Below are 22,395 nucleotides of genomic sequence, written 5' to 3' on the forward strand. Positions count from 1 at the left end.
TTGAATTTGTGAGAGTTGATTATTATAATATAAATATAGTGACGACTCATTTGTGTATACACACTTTATGACGGATAATCAACATTTCGAGAATGAGAGGAAAAAGCGTATGAGAAGGAGAAAAAGAAGAATCCTGGCAGCAGGAATGGTGGTAGTGATAACGTGCAGTTCATATGGCTCTGTGCCTAGAGTTTATGCGAACACGAATTTTTATCAGATCCGGGAGATCGAGAGTTTATCGGAACAGGTTCTGTATCAGAAAGTTCCCTATGGCACCCGGTATCAGGATCTGGAGATGCCGGACAGCATAGACGTTTTTGTCAGCGGGGGGGGGGGGGCAAACCGAAGATGTGCCTGACGCAGGGAGCGATGAGAATGTAGCAGCGTTTGCCAACCGCACAAATGATGATGCCGTGCTGGAAAAGACGGACAGTGAAGAGAATGGAGAAAAAGAAGATACCGAAGGAAAAGATACCGAAGGAAAAGATGCCGGAGAGAATAGCAAAGACAAAAGCGAAGGTGGAGAGGGCTTAGAGAAAGCGGAATCCGGTTCAGGTGAACAGGGAGATTCTGGGAAAGATGGAAATTCGGCGGAAAATGGGGACTCTCAGGATGAAAATGCAAATCCGGGGAACGGTGAATCCGATGAGAAAGACGATTCCGGTAAGACAGATTCCGGTTCTTCGGGTGGAAATGCAGATTTGAATGAAGATGCCGATTCTTCGAATGGAAAAACGGATGAATCGAAGGAAGATGTCAAGACGGATGAGAAAACCGAGGAAGAGATTGACGAAAAGGAAGGTTTCTGGCGAAAAGTAAGGGTGCGCTGGGTTCTGGATGAAGAAGAGAGCCAGGCATCCCGTTATGATGGGGAAAATCCGGGCATCTACCTGTTCCGTGCAGAGCTGAAAAGCAGCAATTATGAGGTAGATGAGGACGAACTTCCGGTGATCCAGATCACGGTCCTGGAAGAAGAGCAGGTGAAAACAACGCTGGAATTTGTACCGTTGGAAGAATCGATCACCGATCAGATTCTCCCGCTTGGAAGCAAAGAATCCGATATCCAGTTCCCGGAGACTCTTACCGTGCGTGAGACGATGGGAGAAGAAACCACCGAGCGGACTTTGTCGGGTATCACGTGGAAACTGGATGCAGAAAACAGCGACTATTCTGAATTTCGGGGCGGACTGGCACCGGAGGACTATTTTGACCGCTTCGATGAGGACGGTGAACCAGAAGAAACTGAAGAAAAGACCTGGGAGGGCTACGATAAAGCCAATGAAGAATACAATGGGGCGATCTATACCTATATTCCGGTGATTCCGGAAAGCGAAGAGATACCGGAAGACACTGCTTTGCCGGAGATCCATGTGCAGGTGGGAGACGCGGGGATTGCGTTGTATGCAGATGAAGGAATCACGGGAAAAGGTACGAAAGAGTATCCCTATGTGATTTGTAATGTAAAACAGTGGTTTACTGTTATGGGTGAAAACCAAAAGAATCAATATAATGGAAATCAATCCTCTGGTGTAAGTAAATATATTAGATTGGGGGCTGATATCGATCTAAGCGGTGAGTCGTGGGAGTCAAGAACACTAACGGCTGGTTTAGATGGTAATGGATATGAGCTGAGTGGAATTTCGCAGCCGTTGTTTAATGTTTTGGCGGGAACTGTTAAAAATTTGATTTTGTCCAATGTGACCATTACGGGAGATGGAAAGCATGTAGGAGCGATTGCGAGAACTGTAGGTGCTGATTCGCAGATTGAAAATTGTTATATCAGTGGCAGTCTTGCTACTACAGGAAATTGTGCCGCAGGTGGATTAATTGGACAGGTTCAGTCGGGGACGCTGGAAATTCAAAATTGTATTGTTAATGCAGAGATTGAAAACAAAGATAATAATAATAGGGAGTCTTTAGCTGGAGGCTTGGTTGGTTCGGTTAAAGTGAAAAATGGCACGCAGTTGAATATTATGAACTGTATTGCAATGGGAAGTGTTTCGACAAATTCAGGTCGCGGTGCAGGTGGATTAGTTGGTGGACAAGGAAAAACAGTTACAATTAATAAGAGCGCAGCATTGCAAGAAGAGATTTCCACAAACAGTTCGCAATACTATGTAGATAGAATTTTTGGCTATTTCGGTGATTATCAAGTTCATGTAGTTGGTGGACGAAATTTCGCCTATCAGGGTATGAGGGTTAAATGTGGTGAAACCCTTCTTGATAAAGAGAATGATAAAGATAGAAAATGGCCAGAGTTGCATCGTAGCGAGAGTGTTTTCAAACCAGACCTTTTAACAACCAATTTCTGGAAAAACACGATTGGCTGGGGAAGTGATGCGGAAAACTGGGAATTTGCCGCTAATCAGCTTCCGACGCTAAAGATGCAAAGAGATAATAAAGAAGTAATTATATTCTCCGGCACAGACATACCAGAGTATCTTGAGGCAACCGAGATAAAAACAGGCTCAGTAAAGTCTGGAGAAACCGGAATCGCAGACGCGGAGATTACTTTTAAGAAGGGCAGCAGCGAGAAAAAGGTGAAAACGGATTCAGAAGGAACCTTTTGCATTGATCTTGCCAATGGAGACTATGACGTAACGATCAAAAAGACTGGATATCTTACGGTTAAGAAAAAAGTTACGATTTCGGATGCCGATCCAGAAGCTCTTGATTTCACCATGGAAACAAACCCGGTTTCCATGATTTCGGGACAAACGGTGACAGGAACTTTCCAGACAACAGATGCGGACACCGCCATGGCAGATGGAGAGATTGCGCTTACGTATACCGGAAATGAAGATTTACGGTTGGAGGATTTTAAACTTTCATCCGAGGAAGATGGAACGGCATATGACGGAGTTACACTTCTTGCAGTGAATACTGAAAATGGAACTAGCAGTATTAAGATTCAATTTGCTAAATCGCTGAATCTTGGCAATACGAATGAAATAACCTTATATGTCCATTACAAGGGAAGTTCGATTGGTTCGATTGTGCTGAAAAAAGAGGTAAACCTTGTTCGGCTTGCGGCACCTGAGAATGTCAAATGGGATGAGATAGTAAAAGGAAAGGCCGTCTGGCGTCCGGTTACGAATGCATTGGGTTATAAAGTACAGCTCTATAAGGATGGTTCAGCACTGGGGGGTCCGGTAACACTTGGGGCGGATACAGCTGGTTACGATTTTACCGCCCAGATTGCAGAGGGCGGAATCTATACGTTTGGAGTTCAAGCAACGGGAGATGGTTCAACCTATGGTGACAGCGAGGAGACGAAGAGTGGAAATTATGAATTTTCAGAGCAGACCTTAGAGGATGTCAAAACAGCGGCACGGGCAGCGCTGCAGGCGATGACAGTGACAAATGAGACAACAGCGAATGAAATTTTGCAGGTTGTACAGAACGTTATCACAAATCAAAAAATTCATGCGGACTGGTCCGCTGAAGAAGGGTTCCATCTAACACCAGCAACGGATGGCAAAGAACCGGGACAAAACGGAAGTATCACGGGAATGATTGTTTTGAGCGATACCTCTGAGGGCGCGTCAACAGAAACAATCGAAATAAATCTTCCAATCGCGGCGAAGTATGCAATTACCTTTGCATCCGGACGCCAGGATTCACAGGGAGATGCGCCGACCCTGGGAAATGCCGCAGCCGGAACTGTGATTACGCTTCCGGAGAATACCTTTAAGGTATATGGCATGAATTTTAAAGGCTGGAGTGACGGAAGTACTACATATGCCAGCGGTGCAGATTATACAATGCCAAATAGAAATGTAGCATTTAAGGCGGTATGGGTGCAGGATCAGTGGGATGGAATAACGGCTGTGGAACCGACCAAAGACGAACATGGTTATTATCAAATTAGTACAGGGGCAGAGCTTGCGTATTTTAGAAATACGAAGATTTCAAACTGGAAAGCGAAACTGATGTGCGATATTGATATGGGCGGTCACGAGTTTACTTCGATTCCTAATGCCGGAGCTGAATTTGATGGATGCGGACATATGATTCGAGGCTTGAATGCGGTCGGCGAAGTTTATGTGGGATTGTTTCGAGCAATTTCTTCGAATTGTGAAATTAAGAATCTGACCATAGAAAATGCGGTGGTTAAAGCTTCCCGCGATGGGGCGAGAGTCGGCATCCTGGTTGGTGATGTATATGGTTCTCTGACGGTAGAAAATTGTTACGTCAGTGGAACAATCGAAACTGCAGATGGAACGAATAAGATTGAATCGGCAGGTGGTTTGATTGGAAATGTAAGGGGGAAGTATAATTATTCGGTAAATATTAAGTCCTGCTATGCAGATGCTGAAATCAAGGGAACCGCCAGCAGTGGCTTTGCAGGTGGTTTGGTTGGTTGGACCGGTGGAAGTACAACAATTGACAACAGCTATGCAGTTGTGGATATGGACGTTGAAGCGGGAAATTCTATTGGCGGACTGGTAGGATGCGGAAATGACAGTAAAGTAAAGATCTCCCACAGCTACGCGGCAGGCGAAGCTCTGCCCAAAAATCCCATTGGCGCATCCGTGGCAGGCATTTCCGCCAACGGTTCGATTTCCTCTTGTGTCAGCATTTTCCCGGAGATGCGATCGCTCAACCGGATTGGCGGAACAACGGGAAGCTGCCGGGATAACTACGGCTTTGCCGGCACAGTTGCGAGAAAATCAGATGGAACGATTTTGACCCCGGATCCAGATACGATGGGGGCAGACAAGCTATATGGAGCGGACGCAACGGCGGAAGACCTGAAAGATCCGGAATTTTATAAAAAGCTGGGCTGGAATTTTGATTCTACCTGGACGATGGATTCAACCGGCGAGTATGCTTTCCCGATTCTGAAAAACCAGACTTTACGTCCGGATCTGACGCTGGATCTGACACCTTCGGTTACCGGAATTACGCTGGATAAGACCAATGAGACGATTTACCCGAGAGGAAGCGTCCGGCTCACTGCGACCGTCGATGTGGTAAACGGAGCGTCCAGAGATGTGGTGTGGAAAAGCAGTAATCCGGCAGTCAAGGTAGAGGATGGACTGGTAACTGCTGCGGATGTGGCAGAAGCGGGAACCTATACGATCACAGCCACCAGCGCGGCGGATCCTTCCAAGCAGGCAGAATGCCAGCTGACAGTTGATACGGCGGAACACACAGTTACAGTAGAACGGGAGAATACGATAAACTCTCCGAATGCAGTCGTGAAAGCCTATGCATCTCTGGAAGATGCAACAAATGGAATAAATCCGATTTCTACGACAGGTAGTGAAACTGGTACATTTACATTTCCACGGAAAGCCGGAGAAAAAGTTTACCTTGCATTTACGGGTCTGGATTCAGGAGATGTCGTAAGCGAAGTAACAATTACCGATGCAAATGGTTCAAAGGTGAATGCGACAATTTGCAATCTGGAGAATCCGACGGTGTATTGCTTTACGATGCCGTGTTCAGATGCCTCTGTACAGGTTTCCTATGCGGAAAATATGAACGCATACCAGTATACCTGGTTCGTAGGACAGGAGTGGGGTACATGGGGAACAACGGCAGCCTTTGAAACCAGAGAGTGGAGCGGAGGGGAACATATTGGCTCTCTGAAAGTAACAAATATTATCAGTGGCAAGCTGTTTAAAGAATTTAATATAAAGTCGATGTCGATCTATAAGAAAGGTTCATTTACACCGAACCAAGTAGCTAGCCGATCAGACCTTAAGGAAAACGGTGATTATTGTGTTGAATGCGATGATGCAACCGGTCTCCCGACTCTCTATGTATACTTAGAGGGACCGGGTATGGTAGTTGTGGATATCGAGGTTCAGGATGATCCGAATGCAGTATTTTCAATTACGCAGAAGCCGGAAAGCAGTTCTTATTATACGCTGGACAAGACTCAGGCAAAAGCCGGGGAGCTGGTAACGGCGACCCTGACAGATGCAGGTGTTGAGCGGATGAAGGGGATGCAGAACAAGAATGCATGCTTAACATACAGCGGTGGTTTACTTATAGTTGTTTACCCGCCGAAATTTACCGAATCCGGCGGCAAATGGACCGCTTCCTTTAAGATGCCGGCGCAGGATGTTGAGACACATGTGTATTTTGGGGACAAAGATAAGGTTACACTGAATGGTACGGATAAAGAGGTTGATTACGATGGAACGCCGAAGTCTGTGGGGGATGGAATTCAGGCAACGATAGGTGAATATGATCTTTCGGAACAGTTTCAGGGTCAGTATGAGGTTCACTATGAAGGTGTGAACGGAACCGTTTATTCCAGCATGACACCGCCGACCAATGCGGGAACGTATTCCTGTAGGATTAAGATTCCGGACAGTAACGTAAATTATATGAGTGATCCGATTACAGTGCGCCTGACGATCAAAAAAATAGGAACAAAGACCCCGAAAGCACCCCAGGCAGCAGCGTGGACAGACACCAGCGTGACCCTGAAAGCACCGTCTGCATTTGTGGATGGAACTGCGATTCCGGCGGGATATGAACTGGAATACTGCGCGGATCAGGGAGAATGGCAGGATTCACCGGTATTTACCGGGCTGACACCGGAAACAACTTACAAGTTCTATGTGAGACTCAAAGAGGGTGTCAATACGACGGCATCCGCAGCCAGCGAGGCGGTCGCGGTCCAGACAAAGAAAGCATCGTCTGCCCCGTCCAATCCGACGAAACCGGATCCATCGAATCCGACCCCGTCTACTCCAGGCAATCCGCAGGGAACGGCCACTTCCAGCCGCGACAGAAGTACCAGCACATGGGTAAAAGAGAGTGCCGGATGGCGCTACCGCCTGTCAAACGGCACGTATCTGTCCGGAAGTCTGGTTCTGGATCCGGTGACCGGCAGACAGGTTGAACAGGTTGTGTGGAAACAGCTCCGGGGCGCATGGTGGGCGTTTGGAGCCGATGGATATATCCGGACGGGCTGGGTCTATGATTACAGCGCAGGCAAATGGTACTATGTGGACGAAAACACAGGCATGCGGACGGGCTGGTATCTGGATCCGCAGGACGGCAGATGGTATTATCTGGATCCGACAACGGGAGAGATGCTGACGGAGTGGCAGCTGATTCCGGATTTAGGCTATGTATACTTAAATCCGTATGCACCGCAGCCGACCTGGGCGTATAGTGAAGAATTAAAAACCTGGGTTTACATGGAGGACGCAGGACGTCCATACGGCTCCCTTTATATGGCTGAGTGGACACCGGACGGCTATTATGTAAATGCAGACGGTGTCTGGGAACCGGCCAGATAATCATTCATAAACCTGAAAACCTCCCAATATATTTAACAGTAGGCAGCTATAGGTTGGAAATATTGGGAGGTTTTTTGCATGGAAGAAAAATTGAATGCCAGACCTCACAAGCTGGAGCTTCTGAACCGGGAAAAGGGGAGTGTGACGGGGATCCAGGATGTGGTGTCATTTGATGAGAACCAGATGATTCTCGATACAGACATGGGGCTTCTGACGGTGCGTGGGAAGGCGCTGCATGTGAGTCGTCTGACACTGGAAAAGGGCGAAGTGGATATTGAGGGCGAGTTTGAGAGCTTTTCGTATTCTTCCAACGAGTCCCGCCGGAAATCGCAGGAGTCGTTCTTTGGACGGCTGTTCCGTTAGGCGGTGGCGGATGAGCGGGACGGTAAGAGGGGAAATATGGCTGCTTGGCGGCAGTGTGTGTACGGGAATCGCGCTGATGATGATGTATGACGGGCTTAGGATCTTCCGGTGGCTGGTACGGCACAGCTCATTTTGGACAGGCATGGAGGATGCGGCGTATTGGCTCTTTGCCAGCTTTGCGACGTTCCGGCTTTTGTTCGGGCAGAATGACGGAGTTCTGCGCGGCTATGCGGTGGCGGGCGTGCTGGGCGGCATGGTGTTTTATGACCGGACGGGCAGCCGTCTTTTGTTTGCGGTATTGAAAAAATGCAGCAGATGGATTAGAATAAAAGGAAGAGGCAAAAAAAGCCAGAAGACCGGAAAGGAACATACAACAAGGGGACAGGCAGAGAATCTGGAAAGGAAGTGAGATGAAGGTGCGTAGACAGATGTCAGAAGGCAGACCGGGTGGAAATGCACGGAAAAAGAAAAAGGACAATTTAAACAACCGGATGGCGCTTGTGGGCGTTACGATGGTAGTGCTGAGTCTGGCGGCTGCCGTGCACATCAAGGGCATCGATCTCAAGGAAAAGGATAAGAGCTATTCAATTCGAGAGGAAAATCTGGAGGCGCAGGTTGCGAAAGAAGAAGAACGTGCCAAACAGCTTGAGGAATACCGGGTATACGTGCAGACCAAGCAGTATATCGAGAAGGTAGCGAAGGAGAAGCTGGGACTTGTAAACCGCAATGAGATCCTGCTCAAACCGTCCAATTCGAATTAGGCTTGCGGTGCATCATAGAATGTCCGGGGCATGCCACACAGGGGAGCAGCATTCCTGGATGTGTCGGAAAATGTCGAAGTTTTCCCTGATTTTGCTCCGTCCGTTTGACAAATATTTCCCTCCAGCCTGTATATAATGGCGTTATACAGGTTAGGAGGGATTTTTGTGCTTAAACGGAGAACTTTACATAGAGATATGGCGGATGTCAACGTCTACACGGCAAGACGTTTAAAGAGCATGGCACTGTCACTGGGTGGTCTGGCGCAGGCGTTTGCGGATGAGATCGGCGGGCAGGGGCATCTGACGAAGGAGGACGGACTGGCGGCAATGCAGACGGCGGCGTCGGCGGTATGCGGCGATTGTACACGGTGCAACCTGTATTATGGCAGCCGCCGGGACGACAGTTATTATCTCTATTATCTGCTTCGGACGTTCGAGCAGAAAGGGAAAATCGACCTGGAGGACATGCCTCGCCTGTTTCATGAGATCTGTTCCCAGAGAGAGGCATATTTGCGGGAATTGAACCGGAGCCTCGGCCGGGCGACGATGAATCTGGGGTGGAAAAACCGTTTTCTGGAAAGCCGGGATGCGGTGATCGTCCAGTTCCGGGAGCTGGCGGCGATTTTGGAGGAATTTTCCAACCAGATGGAGCAGGCGTCGGATGTGACGGCATCCTGGGAGGAGATGCTTTCGGGGATACTTCGCAGAAGCCATCTGCGCGTGGACAACATGCTGGTGCTTCAATATGAAAATCAGCAGAAGGAGGCGTTTCTCACACTCCGCAGCGTCAATGGGCGATGTATGACGGCGCGGGATGTGGCGGAACTTCTGGGACGCGCGATCGCCGGAAGCCACTGGAGTGTGGCGAAGGACAGCAAAAGCCTTATCACCCGCAATGCGGCGACCTTCCGTTTTGTGGAAGAAGGTAAATACCGGATGGTGTACGGCATGGCGTGCAGCCCCAGGGAGGGAGAACCGATTTCAGGCGACACATGCACGGTGCAGACCGGGCTTCCGGGGCAGGTGATTATGAGCCTGTCGGACGGCATGGGAAGCGGCAGAAGCGCCAGCGAGGACAGCGAGAAGGTCATTGAGCTGACCCAGCGCCTGCTGGAGACGGGATTTTCGGCGCGATCGGCGCTCAAATTGGTAAATACGGTGCTTCTGCTGGCGGGTACGGAGCAGAATCCGGCAACAATCGATCTATGTTGTATCGATCTGGGGACAGGTGTGCTGGAAGCGATGAAGCTGGGCGCGGTGCCGACCTTTATTCTGGGGCGTGAGGGTGTTGAGTTTCTGGAAGCAGGCGGGCTGCCGATGGGAATTGTACAGAACGCGGAGCCGGTTCTGATGTCGCGGAAAATGTGGGACGGCGAAAAAATCATTATGATAAGCGACGGTATTCTCGAAGCGATGCCGGGGGAACACAAGGAAGAGACGTTCATGGAATTTATATCAAACCTTTCCGGCGGCAACCCGCAGGAATTGGCAGAACAGATCCTGGCGTTTGCGTCCGGGCTTTCGGACGGGGGTGTGGTGGATGACTGCACCGTGTTGGTCGGGACGGTGCTGGAACGTGGGTAGTTACTGTTTACGGGTAGGCACTTTTGGAACCGAAAGTGCCGTAAGAAAACGTGGTGGCAGCAGGAATTTGCCGTATTTAAATGCGAAGCCACGGCAAATTCCGTTACTGGGCACGTATGCGTGAACAGTAACGTAGAATCTGGCAGGTTGAGAAATAAGAGGAGATCCGTTATACTGTGAAGGTACGGAACAGTAGTTACGAGTGGATGTTAAGAGGGATAAAAAGAAATATAAAAGAATGCAGAAACAAACAGAAATTTATATGAGACAAAATCATATGGCCAGGCCGGGGGATGGCGTTCTGGTCGGTTTATCCGGGGGAGCGGATTCCGTCGGTCTTTTGCTGGTGCTCTGGAAGCTGCGGGAGACGTTTCAGATTTCCCTGCGGGCGCTCCATGTCCATCACGGGCTGCGCGGCGCGGAGGCGGATAGAGATGCGGCATTTTCACGGATGCTGTGTGAACGGCTGGAAGTTCCTTTTTATGAGTTCCGTATCGATGCGGCGAAAGAGGCGCTTGACCGGAAATGTTCCGTCGAGGAGGCGGGACGGCAGGCGCGGTACCGCCTGTATGAGGAGACGGCGCTTGCGTGGGAGAAAGAGATGTGTCCGGATTTGACATCGGAGAATGCGGGGGGGAAAGAGGCGGTAGCCGCCCGGGTTCATATCGCCACCGCCCACCATGCGGATGATAACGCGGAAACGGTTCTTTTTAACCTGTTCCGCGGAAGCGGTCTGACCGGGCTTTCCGGCATTGCTCCGGTGCGGGGGCGCATCATCCGTCCTCTTCTCTGGGCGCAGCGAAGCGAGATTCAGACCTGGCTGCGGCAGCAGGGACAGGACTGGGTCGAGGACTCGACGAACCAGGAGAGTGAATACAGCCGCAATTGGCTTCGGAATGAACTGCTTCCGGCGGTAGAAGAGCGCCTGAATGCACAGGCAGTCCGTCATATCGACCAGGCGGGCAGACGCATCCGGCAGGCAGATGCCTATCTGGAAGAGGTGGCAGAGGAATGGCTTCAAAAGCATGCACCGGACGGAAAAGCGGATGCAGGAGCGCTGGCAGAGCAGGCGGAGATTGTGCAGGGTTATATCGTGCGGCGGCTGTTTTTAAAGAGCAAAATGCCGCTCCGGGACGTGACGGAGACGCATGTGCAGGCGGTTCGGGAACTTCTGTACCAGGGAACCGGAAAGAGTATTTCGCTGCCGCATGGGTTCCGGGCGGTAAATATATATGGATTTCTTGAAGTGCGCCCGCTTAGTCATCCAGGGGAAAGAAAAGGGGGTTTGCTTCCGGGCATCCAGAATGAGAATCTTTTGCAGATGCATACTTTCCCCTGTGAAAATGGGGATGAATTTCCGAAAAACCAGTATACGAAATGGTTTGACTATGATAAAATAAAAGGTACCTTATCGCTGAGACACCGGCAGCCGGGGGACTACCTGACACTGCCGTCCGGCGGTCGGAAGACGCTGAAATCCTGGATGATCGATGAGAAAATTCCGAGACAGGAGCGGGAGGAAATCTGGCTTCTGGCGGAAGAAAAACATATCCTGTGGATAGTGGGGCACCGGATCAGCGCATATTATAAGATAACAGAACAGACAAAAACCATCCTTGAGGTGGAATTTAACGGAGGAAAAAGCAGTGGCTGATAAGATTCGTGTATTATTAACGGAAGAAGAAGTAAACAAGAAGATCAGTGAAGTGGCAGCACAGATCAACAAAGATTATGAGGGAAAGGAAGTCCACCTGATCTGTATCTTAAAGGGCGGCGTATTCTTTACCTGCGAACTGGCAAAACGCCTGACTATTCCGGTTTCCCTGGATTTCATGTCTGTATCCAGCTATGGTTCTGACACCAAGTCAAGCGGTGTGGTAAAGATTATCAAGGATCTGGACGAGCCGCTGGAGGGCAAGAATGTCATCATCGTGGAGGATATCATCGATTCCGGACGCACCCTGGCATATCTGATCGAGGTATTAAAACAGAGAAATCCGAAAAATATCGAGCTGTGCACCCTGCTTGACAAGCCGGAGCGCCGTGTAAAAAAACAGGTTCAGGTTAAATATACCTGCTTTACAATCCCGGATGAGTTTGTCGTAGGTTACGGCCTGGATTACGATCAGAAATACCGCAACCTGCCGTACATCGGTGTTGTGGAAGTATAAGGAGGAAGCCAGTTGAAACAACGTCAGTCGATGGGAGGCGTGGGGCTTCTGATCCTCATGCTGCTTGTTATCATGTTTTTCTCGTTGAAGGTTCCTGGAATGGCGACGGAGCGGGAATTAAGCTATCCGGAGTTCATGGTATATCTGGAAAATAAGACCGTAGAGAGCGCACAGATCCGCCCGAACCGCGAGGTGCCGACCGGTGAGGTTGTTTTTGAGACAACCTCCGGTGACCGGGAGGAGTTCAATGTGCTGGATGTGAAGGAAGTAGAGATGGCGCTGCGCAAGGCGGGGGTTCCGTACACGACCACCAGCGTCCGCCAGGACAGCTATTTTATGACGGTGATCTTGCCGATCGCTTTGTCCGCAGGCGTCCTGATCTTCCTGTTTATGTTTATCAATTCCCGTTCCGGCGGCGGGGCAAATGCCAAGATGATGAATTTTGGACGCAGCCGTGCCCGGATGGTATCGACCAGCAAGGTCAACTTTACCAAAGTTGCCGGTCTGGAAGAGGAGAAAGAGGAACTGGAGGAGATCGTAGATTTCCTGAAAAACCCGCAGAAATACACCGGTGTCGGAGCGCGCATCCCGAAGGGCGTGATCCTAGTCGGACCTCCGGGAACTGGTAAAACCTTGCTTGCTAAGGCCGTAGCGGGCGAGGCGGGTGTCCCGTTCTTCTCGATTTCCGGTTCGGATTTTGTTGAAATGTTCGTCGGTGTTGGCGCATCCCGTGTCCGCGACCTGTTTGAGGAAGCCAAAAAAAATGCCCCGTGTATCGTCTTTATCGATGAGATCGATGCGGTTGCCAGACAGCGTGGTACCGGCATGGGTGGCGGTCACGACGAGCGCGAGCAGACGCTCAATCAGCTTTTAGTTGAGATGGATGGTTTCGGCGTCAATGAGGGCATCATTGTCATGGCGGCGACGAACCGTGTGGATATTCTCGATCCGGCGATTCTGCGGCCGGGCAGATTTGACCGAAAGGTGGCAGTCGGACGACCAGACGTCAAGGGTCGCGAGGAGATTCTCGGCGTCCATACGAAGGAAAAACCGCTGGGCGAGGATGTGGATTTACACCGCATCGCGCAGACAACCGCTGGATTTACCGGAGCCGATCTGGAAAACCTGATGAATGAGGCGGCGATCAATACCGCAAAAGAGGGACGTAAGTTCCTGACCCAGACGGATATTGAGAAAGCCTTTATTAAAGTGGGAATCGGCGCTGAGAAGCGCAGCAAGGTGATTTCCGAGAAAGATAAGAAGATTACCGCATACCATGAGGCGGGTCATGCGATTCTGTTCCATGTCCTCCCGGATGTGGGACCGGTTCATACCGTTTCGATCATTCCGACCGGCGTTGGTGCGGCAGGCTATACGATGCCGCTTCCGGAGCAGGATGAGCTTCATATGACGAAGGGCAGAATGCTTCAAAATATCATGGTTTCGCTGGGCGGACGAATCGCCGAGGAGATTATCTTTGACGACATCACGACCGGCGCTTCCCAGGATATCAAGCAGGCGACCTCGATGGCGCGCGCGATGGTAACCGAGTACGGTATGTCAGAGAAGCTGGGCATGATCAACTACGGCGGCGACAACAACGAGGTCTTTATTGGCCGCGACCTGGCGCATACGAGAACCTACAGCGAGGAAGTGGCGAGCGAGATCGACAGCGAGGTAAAGCGCATCATCGATGAGTGCTACGCCAAGGCAAAACGGATCATTCTCGATCACGAGGATGTCCTTCATTCCTGCTGTGCCCTGCTGATGGAGAAAGAGAAGATCGGTCAGGCTGAGTTTGAAGCGCTGTTCCAGGATGGAGAAAAGCCGTCAGGGGAAGTTGAAACTCCGGTGATAGAAGCATAAAAAGTTCAAAGCATGAAACAGGTCTGCAAATAAGCCTGAAAAAAGGTGCCAGTCAGCTGCCAGAATGTGCGGGAGACATCCCGGACAGCCATCGGATAGATGGAAATGGCAGTGGTGGCACCTTCTTTTATGCAAATTTCAGGCGGATTTTGCTGGACATTTCGGGAGAGAGTGTTGATTTGCACAAAAAAGAAATCGAAATAAAACGATGTTTGTGCACACTTATTTCCGCTCCTATGCTATTATAATAGACGTAACCCCCCCCCCAATACATTATATAGTTTTTGCTACACCCCATAAAACGAAATACCTTCTCCTAAAAAGGTCAGCTACCCCGCTGACCTTTTTTATTTCATAGGAAATTACGTCCTATGAAACAAAAAACGCTCCGCGAGGATGCACACTCGCGCGAAGCAGAAACATGTCGCAAGCGACCGCGCGAGACGCCCGAATGTGCCAAGGCACATTCTTTTTTATTACCTAAAATTAGGGGCGTGAAAATAACTTGTGTAATTTGGGGAAATCCTGTAAAATATGGGCAGAAAATAACATGATTGTGAAAGCGGCGAAACCGCTGGAAAGGGAAACAGATGGAGCAGATCAATCGCGACGCGCTATTTTGCGACGAGACAGAGGATTACCGTTGTCCTTCGGAGGCAGATGCGGGTGAAGTCGTTACATTTTATTTCAGAACAGAGAAAAATGGAGCAGATGCGGTTGTACTGCTGGAATGTGACCCGGAGACCGGGGCGCTTTTGCAGGAGTGGCAGATGAAACGGCTTTCGTGGGAGTGCTGTGCTGGCAGCGTTGGGAACGGTGCAGATACAAATCGAGGCATAGATGGTAGCGGTATGGCTGACAAGTCAGACAGCCGTTTTGATTACTACAGCTGTGCGCTGACTCTGGGAACGAAAACATTTTCGTATGTATTTCAGGTAACCTGGGGCGAGAACGTCTGTCTTTACAACCGGATCGGGCTGACAGAGGATGCGGCGGCGCACCCGTTCCGCCTGATTCCGGGGTTTCATGTGCCGGAGTGGAGCAAGGGCGCGCTGATGTATCAGATCTATGTGGATCGGTTCTGCAACGGCGATCCTACAAACGATACGGAAACCAATGAATATATTTATCTGAAAAAGCCGGTCACCCGGGTGACGGACTGGAAGGAACCGATCGGTACACTCGATGTGGGACGGTTTTACGGCGGCGATCTTCAGGGTGTTTTAGATAAACTTGATTATTTAAAGAGTCTCAAGATAGAGGCAATTTACTTAAATCCGGTATTTGTATCACCGTCGAACCATAAGTATGACTGTCAGGACTACGACCATATCGATCCGCATTATGGAGTGATTCTGGAGGACGCAGACGGGCTGGTGTGCCCGGAAGATACGGACAATGACCGCGCACATAAATATATGACGCGGACGGCGGATGAGCAGAACCTGGAGGCGAGCGATGCCTTTTTTGCCCGCCTGATTGAGGAAGCGCACAAGCGGGGAATCCGGGTGCTGGTGGACGGTGTGTTCAACCATTGTGGTTCTTTCAATAAATGGCTGGATGCGGAACTTCTGTACCAGCACGCGGGCGGCTATCCGCAGGGGGCATATGTCTCGGAGGACAGCCCGTATCGCTATTTCTTCCAGTTTCACAATGAAAATGCCTGGCCGTTTAATGACAGCTACGATGGCTGGTGGGGACACGCGACGCTTCCGAAGCTCAATTACGAGGAATCGCCGGAATTGTACCAGTACATTCTGGGGATTGCGAAAAAATGGGTATCGGCGCCGTTTGGAGCAGATGGCTGGCGGCTGGATGTGGCGGCAGATCTGGGGCGGAGCGCCGGGATGAACCATCAGTTCTGGCGTGATTTCCGCGCGGCAGTCAAGGAGGCAAATCCGGAGGCGGTCATGATCGCGGAACATTACGGCAGCCCGTATGACTGGCTGAAGGGCGATCAGTGGGATACGGTCATGAATTATGATGCGTTTATGGAGCCGCTGTCATGGTTTCTGACCGGGATGGAGAAGCACAGTGACGAAGAAAATCCGGCTCTGTTTGGGGATGGATGCGCCTTTTTTGAGGCGATGCGCTACCATATGAGTGAAATGCCGACGGCTTCCGTGCAGTGTGCGATGAACGAGCTGTCCAACCACGATCACTCCCGCTTTATGACGCGGACAAACCGCCGGGTGGGTCGTCTTGCGTCGGCAGGTGCAAAAGCAGCGGAGGAAGGCATCAGCTATGGCATTTTCCGCCAGGGTGTTGTCATGCAGATGACCTGGCCGGGCGCACCGACGATCTATTACGGCGACGAAGCGGGCGTCTGTGGATGGACCGATCCGGACAGCCGCCGGACGTACCCGTGGGGCGGGGAAAATCTGGAGCTGATCGAGTTCCACCGCTACATGAGCGGCATCCGGAAACGCTGTCCGGCATTTAGAAATGGTTCCCTGAAAGCGCTGGCGGCGGGAGATGGCTATATTGCCTATGGACGTTTTCAGAGTGCTCAGAGAGCTGGCGGCGCGTGCTGCGGCGTGACGGCGGTCAATACAGGTGATGACTGGCTGACGCTCAAGATTCCGGTCTGGCAGATCGGGGCGCGCGACGGGGCGCTCCTGCGCCGGGAAATGATGACCTATGAGGACGGTTACAACGCCGGACAGGTTGAACATGAGGTAAAGGACGGCTATATCGAGGTGAAAATCCCACCGGTCGGAAGTATCGTTTTGACGGGAAATGATACGGCATTGTAGGAAATGTGGCTTCGACAAGATATATGATTTCTGGCAGTTGAGCGAGAAGAATCAAAAGCAGGAAAAAATGGAAATAAAAATATTAAATAAAATATATAAAAACACTTGCTTTTTTGAGACAGCCATGTTATAATCTTCAACTGTCAGAGCAATTTTGGATGGGTTCCCGAGTGGCCAAAGGGGGCAGACTGTAAATCTGTTGCGTCTCGCTTCGGTGGTTCGAATCCACCTCCATCCATTTGGCTTTGTGCCAGTCATGAGTAATCATGATGCCGGCGTGGCGGAACTGGCAGACGCACAGGACTTAAAATCCTGCGAGGGTTAAACTTCGTACCGGTTCGATTCCGGTCGCCGGCAGTATCGGGAACAGTTTTTAACTGTTCCCGATTTTGCGTTATACGGACGTATTTGCAGCGTTGGTTTATATCAGGATATAGAAATCCTGTCATAAACCGGCGCTTCTTTTGCATATAATACAAAGCAAAGGAGTGAAAACATGTCTGCATATCATCGGTTAATATCATATATCTATGCATACGAAGGCGGAATCAAAGGGAAAAATACGGGATTTGCGAAATTGGAGACGCGGGGAACTTCCTGCCGGATTCAGGTCAGCGTCCGCCGTGTCTTTGCGGGCGGCAGCCCGATCGGCGTATACCTTCTGGCAGGGCAGGAGGAGATCCGTATCGGCACCCTGTTTGTCCGTGGCGGAAATGGGGAGTTCCGTGCCGTCGTCAATTGTGAAAATATTGAAGGAAGCGGCTGCAATATGGAAGAGTGCTGTGGTCTGACTCTTCATGAGACGGACAGCGCATGGCGTGCCTATACGACGATCTGGGAAGATGCCGTCGCGCATGCGGCAGAGGTTGAGCTGGCGGATGTGACTGCTGAGAAAGTGCGGGAGCAGGAAGCGGAGAAGGAAGAGGCAACGCGGAAACTGGCAGAGAATGTATCTGGGGAAGTGAACAGCGCGTCTGTAGGGAAAGAAAAATTGGATGAGGCGTCAGAACTTACCCGGTCGGGAGAAATGGAGAATCAGGACACATCCACGGAGACAGAGAAGAAAGAAGCTGTGAATATAAACGAAACGGACTTCGGAATCAGCCAGCCCCAGCCAGAAAAGCTGGAGGATTCAAACCTGGAGATTTTCGAGGACACGGAAACCATGGAAGCGGTTCCAGATATCTCAGAAACATCCGATCATCAAGAGGCAGAAGTTGTTCAGGAAACGCAAACGGAAACACCGCAAGAAAGTTTTCAGGAATCCAATCAGGAAACGCAAACGGAGACACCGCAAGAAAGTTTTCAGGAATCCAATCAGGAAGCGCAAACGGAGACACCGCAGGAAAGTTTTCAGGAATCCAATCAGGAAGCGCAGACAGAGGCGCGACGGAAAGATTCTCAAGAATCCACCCGGGAAGTCCAGAAAGAAATGCCTCCAGATTCTCCACCAGACCATCAAGAGGCATTTCAGTCAGACTCTCAAAATCAAAAACAACCGCAACCAGATTCATCCAAGGAATTTCCGAAAGAAGATCCCGCCGAGTCCCTCTGGAACCGTCTGCGTGCTGCCTATCCCAAAGTAACCGCCTTCGAATGCGCCGACGGCTGCGAGATTCTGGTAATCAAACCGCAGGATATCGGGCTTCTGCCGCGGGAAAACTGGGTGTATGGAAATAACAGCTTTCTTCTGCACGGTTACTACAACTACCGATATCTGATTCTGGCGAGACTGGGGAAACCCGGCGAACGGGGGCGCTACATTCTGGGCGTGCCGGGACATTATGGAAACAATGAAAAATATATGGCGGCGATGTTCGGCTTTGACCGCTTTGTCCGTTCCACCCGCCAGCCGCCGCGCGACAGCCGGTTCGGGTATTGGTATACGGATTTGAATTTTACATAAAAGCCGGTTGATCCTTTTGGAGAACTCTTGACAAAGGATAGCTTTTCTGGGTAGGATGGACACGGGTCAAATGCTTTCAGGTGTTTGGTTGGTAGCGGATCAAACTTGTCGGGAAACTGGGATAAGGATGTCTGTTGTTGGAAGCGGATGAATTTGAACGGAGGAAAAAACAGTGGCAGCAAAATTGACACGGGAAGAGAAATATATGAAAGCGGCGATCCGCGAGGCGAAGAAAGCCTGGGCGCTCGGAGAAGTGCCGATCGGCTGCGTGATCGTGTATGAGGACAAAATCATCGGCAGGGGTTACAACCGTCGGATGGTCGATCATAGCGCGCTGGCACATGCGGAGATCGCGGCAATCAAAAAAGCGTGCAAGCGCATGGGCGACTGGCGCCTGGAAGAATGTGAGCTGTACGTGACGTTGGAACCATGCCCGATGTGCGCAGGGGCGATCGTGCAGGCGCGGATTCCAAAAGTTTACATCGGTTCCATGAACCCGAAAGCCGGTTGCGCCGGTTCGGTACTGAATCTTCTGGATGAAAAAGGATTCAATCATCAGGTGGAGACAGAAGAAGGACTTTTGGGCGAGGAATGTTCGATGATGTTGAAAGAATTTTTCAAAGAATTGCGTGAAAAGAGAAAAAAGAAGAAAGAAGAAAAAGCTGGCAAATAAACCTCTGCCAGCTTTTTTAATTTCATATTTTCCGTTCAAACTGAAAGGTACAGTCCTTATTTGATTACGTGGATCCAGCCCTCCGGAGCTTTGATGTGACCCATCTGGATGCCGGTCAGTGTCTCATAGAGTTTCTGGGTAACCGGACCCATCTTCTCCATACCTGCCGGGAAGCAGATTTCCTTGCCGTGGTCAACGATCTTGCCAACCGGGGAGATAACAGCTGCGGTACCGCACAGACCGCACTCTGCGAAATCCTTTACCTCGTCTAAGTATACTTCACGCTCTTCGGTCTCCATGCCGAGGTAATCTCTTGCAACCTGCAGGATAGAACGGCGTGTGATAGACGGAAGGATGCTGTTGGACCTCGGAGTTACCAACTTGCCGTCTTTGGTGATAAAGATAACGTTTGCGCCGCCGGTCTCCTCGATCTTGGTACGTGTCTGCGGATCCAGGTAGATGTTCTCATCGAAACCGTTCTTATGAGCATCGACGATCGCATGCAGGCTCATCGCGTAGTTTAATCCGGCTTTGATGTGACCGGTTCCGTGAGGTGCTGCACGGTCGAAATCGCTGACGCGGATGGTGATCGGTTTAGCGCCGCCCTTGAAGTACGGGCCAACCGGTGTACAGAATACACGGAACTGATAGATGTTTGCCGGTTTAACGCCGATGATGGAATCATAACCGAACATATACGGGCGGATGTACAGGGTTGCACCGGAACCATACGGCGGTACGAATGCTGCGTTGGCTTCTACTACTTTTGTGATGGCGTCTACGAAGCGCTCCTTCGGGAATGGCGGCATTTCAAGACCTTTTGCGGAATTCTCCATACGCTCGCCGTTTAAGTCGGGACGGAACGTAACGATATGGCCGTCCTCGGTCGTATACGCTTTCAGACCCTCGAAGCAAGTCTGTGCATACTGCAGAACACAGGCACATTCATTCAGGGTAATATTCGGGTCGGAGGTAAGGACGCCTTCGTCCCAGGAACCATTCTGGTACATGGAAACATAGCGGTAATCCGTTGGCATATAGCCGAAACCGATGTTGCTCCAGTCGATGTTTTTCTTCTCCATAATCGTTGCTCCAATCTTACAGAATTTTATGATTTAGTAACTGTTTGACTTTTTGCAGTCGCTAGATTTATACCTATTATAATGATTTCTTTCTTCTGTTGCAAGATTCTGGGATAAAAAATGATAAAAAAACAATAAAATGTATTCTTGTGTATTTTTATACAATGCTTGTTAGTCAAGCTCCGGCTTGACAAAACGGCGGCTGCCATGTATACTAAACAGGCTGACGGTCTGCAGGTCATTCCGTCATATAAGATCAAGTCATAAAGTTTCCGCACAGCCGGGGAGTTAGCGGTGCCCTGTACCTGCAATCCGCTATAGCAGGGGTGTTGTCCGACCGAGGGCGTTTTTACTGTGGGGCTGCCCCTGAAAAGTGGCGTTGAAGTCTGGGTCTTGCGCAACAGAAATCTGTGAACCGTGTCAGGGCAGGAATGCAGCAGCACTAAGCAGAACCTTCTGTGTGCCGCAAGGCAGCCTGGACCGAGTTAACTGTCAGGGTAACGTCCATGGCATACGTTCGAAGCCGGGCGTGCGGATTTTTTTATTTCATAGGAAATTGCTTCCTATGAAATAAAAAATAGAAAATAATAGATACAGAAACAAGCATTTTTGCAGGTGTGTGAATATAGCCGGGATATGTGGAATTTGATTTGCCAAGGGGGAGGAATACCGTGCCGGAGCAGATTAAAAGCGCGTATCCCGGTATTTTTATGTCTATGATATTTGTAAGGAATTTTTTCTTGCCCGCGGGATATGATTGTATTATAATTACAAAATGGGTGTAGTTTATCCTGATATGGGGGTTGTTGGAAACTTAGAATAAGGGTAACTGTGAAGGTACTGGACGGTTATGAAGAAAGGGAAAGCGCTCATGAGAAGAATCGGTATGTTAACCAGCGGCGGCGACTGCCAGAGCTTAAATGCGACGATGCGAGGCGTGGCAAAATCGCTGTACAAGATGTTCGATGACATAGAGATAGTTGGATTTGAAGACGGCTATAAAGGTCTTATGTATGCAGACTACCGGATTATGAAACAGTCGGATTTTTCCGGGATTCTGACACGCGGAGGTACGATTCTGGGAACTTCCAGACAGCCTTTCAAGCTGATGCGGACGCCGGACGAGAACGGTCTGGATAAAGTGGAAGCGATGAAACACACCTATTACAAGCTGAAACTGGAATGCCTCGTCATTTTAGGCGGCAACGGCAGCCAGAAGACGGCAAATCTGCTGCGGGAGGAAGGACTCAATATCGTTTCTCTTCCGAAGACCATAGACAACGATCTCTGGGGCAGCGATCTTACGTTTGGATTCCATAGTGCGGTTGATGTGGCGACCAATGCCATCGACTGTATTCATACGACGGCGGCGTCTCATGGCAGAGTCTTCATCGTGGAGATCATGGGCCACAAGGTGGGATGGCTGGCGCTCTATGCAGGCATCGCGGGCGGAGCTGACATCATTCTCCTGCCGGAGATCCCGTATGATATTGATGTGGTGGTAAATGCGATCCGCAGCCGTACTAAAAATGGCAAGAATTTCACGATTCTGGCGGTCGCAGAGGGCGCGATTTCCAAGGAAAATGCAGCCCTGACCAAGAAAGAATTAAAAGACAAGAAGAAAAATGGACCGGTTTATCCGTCGGTCGCTTACGAGCTGGGCGCCCAGATTTCCGAGCGGACGGGGCAGGAGATCCGTGTGACGGTTCCGGGGCATATGCAGCGCGGAGGCGAGCCATGTCCGTATGACCGCGTGATTGCGACGCGCCTCGGCGCGGAGGCAGCAGAGATGATCCACCGCAAAGAATACGGCTATATGGTCGCTTTAAACAACAATAAGATTGAAAAAATTCCGCTCGCGGACATTGCCGGTAAATTAAAGATGGTCGATCCGAAGAGCGATATTATCCGGGAAGCTAAGGATGTAGGCATCAGCTTCGGCGACGAATAGTAAGGAAGTAGTAG

General features: G+C 50.2%; 14 protein-coding genes, 2 tRNA genes and 1 other RNA gene. 16 read left to right on the forward strand and 1 reads right to left on the reverse strand.

What is annotated here, in order from left to right; translation table 11 throughout:
* Positions 1-109 precede the first annotated feature (109 nt).
* The 14 genes from DW931_RS14585 (at position 110) to tadA (ending at position 19,348) form a co-directional block, all read left to right on the forward strand.
* Entirely contained in the window at positions 110-358 is a 249-nt protein-coding gene (locus DW931_RS14585) for a hypothetical protein (RefSeq protein ID WP_118627003.1), read from the forward strand.
* Positions 351-7,268, forward strand: coding sequence for a carboxypeptidase regulatory-like domain-containing protein (locus tag DW931_RS14590; RefSeq protein ID WP_118469440.1), 6,918 nt, complete (start codon positions 351-353; stop codon positions 7,266-7,268). Before DW931_RS14585 ends, DW931_RS14590 begins: the two co-directional genes overlap by 8 nt.
* Before the next feature lie 78 nt (positions 7,269-7,346).
* A complete protein-coding gene (gene yabP / locus DW931_RS14595) occupies positions 7,347-7,631 on the forward strand; it encodes a sporulation protein YabP (RefSeq protein ID WP_118469441.1) in 285 nt (94 codons plus the stop codon).
* Positions 7,632-7,641: 10 nt separating this feature from the next.
* Positions 7,642-8,040, forward strand: coding sequence for a spore cortex biosynthesis protein YabQ (gene yabQ / locus DW931_RS14600; protein ID WP_118469442.1), 399 nt, complete (start codon positions 7,642-7,644; stop codon positions 8,038-8,040).
* Position 8,041: 1 nt separating this feature from the next.
* Positions 8,042-8,392, forward strand: coding sequence for a septum formation initiator (locus DW931_RS14605; protein ID WP_243015316.1), 351 nt, complete (start codon positions 8,042-8,044; stop codon positions 8,390-8,392).
* Positions 8,393-8,557: 165 nt separating this feature from the next.
* Entirely contained in the window at positions 8,558-9,976 is a 1,419-nt protein-coding gene (locus DW931_RS14610) for a SpoIIE family protein phosphatase (protein ID WP_118482247.1), read from the forward strand.
* 262 nt (positions 9,977-10,238) lie between these two features.
* Positions 10,239-11,630 carry a tRNA lysidine(34) synthetase TilS gene (tilS, locus tag DW931_RS14615; protein ID WP_227589734.1) on the forward strand — a complete coding sequence of 464 codons (1,392 nt, stop codon included), beginning with the start codon at positions 10,239-10,241 and terminating at the stop codon, positions 11,628-11,630.
* Entirely contained in the window at positions 11,623-12,147 is a 525-nt protein-coding gene (gene hpt, locus DW931_RS14620) for a hypoxanthine phosphoribosyltransferase (protein WP_022360393.1), read from the forward strand. The genes tilS and hpt overlap by 8 nt, the downstream gene beginning before the upstream one ends.
* 57 nt (positions 12,148-12,204) lie before the next feature.
* Positions 12,205-14,013 (forward strand): ATP-dependent zinc metalloprotease FtsH, encoded by a 1,809-nt coding sequence (gene ftsH / locus DW931_RS14625; RefSeq protein WP_333491459.1) that lies wholly within the window; start codon positions 12,205-12,207, stop codon positions 14,011-14,013.
* Between the two features lie 590 nt (positions 14,014-14,603).
* Positions 14,604-16,769 (forward strand): glycoside hydrolase family 13 protein, encoded by a 2,166-nt coding sequence (locus DW931_RS14630; RefSeq protein WP_118469445.1) that lies wholly within the window; start codon positions 14,604-14,606, stop codon positions 16,767-16,769.
* 156 nt (positions 16,770-16,925) lie between these two features.
* Positions 16,926-17,007, forward strand: a tRNA-Tyr gene (locus tag DW931_RS14635).
* Positions 17,008-17,040: 33 nt separating this feature from the next.
* A tRNA-Leu gene (locus tag DW931_RS14640) sits at positions 17,041-17,126 on the forward strand.
* Between the two features lie 139 nt (positions 17,127-17,265).
* Positions 17,266-18,675, forward strand: a complete 1,410-nt coding sequence (locus DW931_RS14645) for a DUF6128 domain-containing protein (RefSeq protein ID WP_118469446.1) — start codon at positions 17,266-17,268, stop codon at positions 18,673-18,675.
* Positions 18,676-18,859: 184 nt separating this feature from the next.
* Positions 18,860-19,348: a tRNA adenosine(34) deaminase TadA gene (tadA, locus tag DW931_RS14650; RefSeq protein ID WP_118293780.1), complete on the forward strand. Its 489-nt coding sequence runs from the start codon at positions 18,860-18,862 to the stop codon at positions 19,346-19,348.
* 56 nt (positions 19,349-19,404) lie between these two features.
* Here the strand turns inward: tadA and DW931_RS14655 are convergent, their stop codons facing one another.
* Positions 19,405-20,430: a branched-chain amino acid aminotransferase gene (locus tag DW931_RS14655; RefSeq protein WP_118469447.1), complete on the reverse strand. Its 1,026-nt coding sequence runs from the start codon at positions 20,428-20,430 to the stop codon at positions 19,405-19,407.
* A gap of 272 nt (positions 20,431-20,702) precedes the next feature.
* Here DW931_RS14655 and ffs point away from each other — a divergent pair.
* Positions 20,703-20,965, forward strand: an RNA gene (gene ffs / locus DW931_RS14660) — signal recognition particle sRNA large type.
* A gap of 336 nt (positions 20,966-21,301) precedes the next feature.
* Positions 21,302-22,381 (forward strand): ATP-dependent 6-phosphofructokinase, encoded by a 1,080-nt coding sequence (locus tag DW931_RS14665; RefSeq protein ID WP_118469454.1) that lies wholly within the window; start codon positions 21,302-21,304, stop codon positions 22,379-22,381.
* Positions 22,382-22,395 lie beyond the last annotated feature (14 nt).

This window comes from Clostridium sp. AM43-3BH (assembly GCF_003479985.1).
GTDB classification, from domain to species: Bacteria; Bacillota; Clostridia; order Lachnospirales; family Lachnospiraceae; genus Otoolea; species Otoolea fessa.

What these genes read in the sequence shown, in the direction of transcription:
- DW931_RS14645 (WP_118469446.1), top strand. Translation starts at nt 17,266, where the DNA reads ATGTCTGCATATCATCGGTTAATATCATATATCTATGCATACGAAGGC.
- DW931_RS14585 (WP_118627003.1), top strand. Translation starts at nt 110, where the DNA reads ATGAGAAGGAGAAAAAGAAGAATCCTGGCAGCAGGAATGGTGGTAGTG.
- DW931_RS14665 (WP_118469454.1), top strand. Translation starts at nt 21,302, where the DNA reads ATGAGAAGAATCGGTATGTTAACCAGCGGCGGCGACTGCCAGAGCTTA.
- tilS (WP_227589734.1), top strand. Translation starts at nt 10,239, where the DNA reads ATGAGACAAAATCATATGGCCAGGCCGGGGGATGGCGTTCTGGTCGGT.
- DW931_RS14655 (WP_118469447.1), bottom strand. Translation starts at nt 20,430, where the DNA reads ATGGAGAAGAAAAACATCGACTGGAGCAACATCGGTTTCGGCTATATG.
- DW931_RS14630 (WP_118469445.1), top strand. Translation starts at nt 14,604, where the DNA reads ATGGAGCAGATCAATCGCGACGCGCTATTTTGCGACGAGACAGAGGAT.
- yabQ (WP_118469442.1), top strand. Translation starts at nt 7,642, where the DNA reads ATGAGCGGGACGGTAAGAGGGGAAATATGGCTGCTTGGCGGCAGTGTG.
- DW931_RS14605 (WP_243015316.1), top strand. Translation starts at nt 8,042, where the DNA reads ATGAAGGTGCGTAGACAGATGTCAGAAGGCAGACCGGGTGGAAATGCA.
- yabP (WP_118469441.1), top strand. Translation starts at nt 7,347, where the DNA reads ATGGAAGAAAAATTGAATGCCAGACCTCACAAGCTGGAGCTTCTGAAC.
- ftsH (WP_333491459.1), top strand. Translation starts at nt 12,205, where the DNA reads ATGCTGCTTGTTATCATGTTTTTCTCGTTGAAGGTTCCTGGAATGGCG.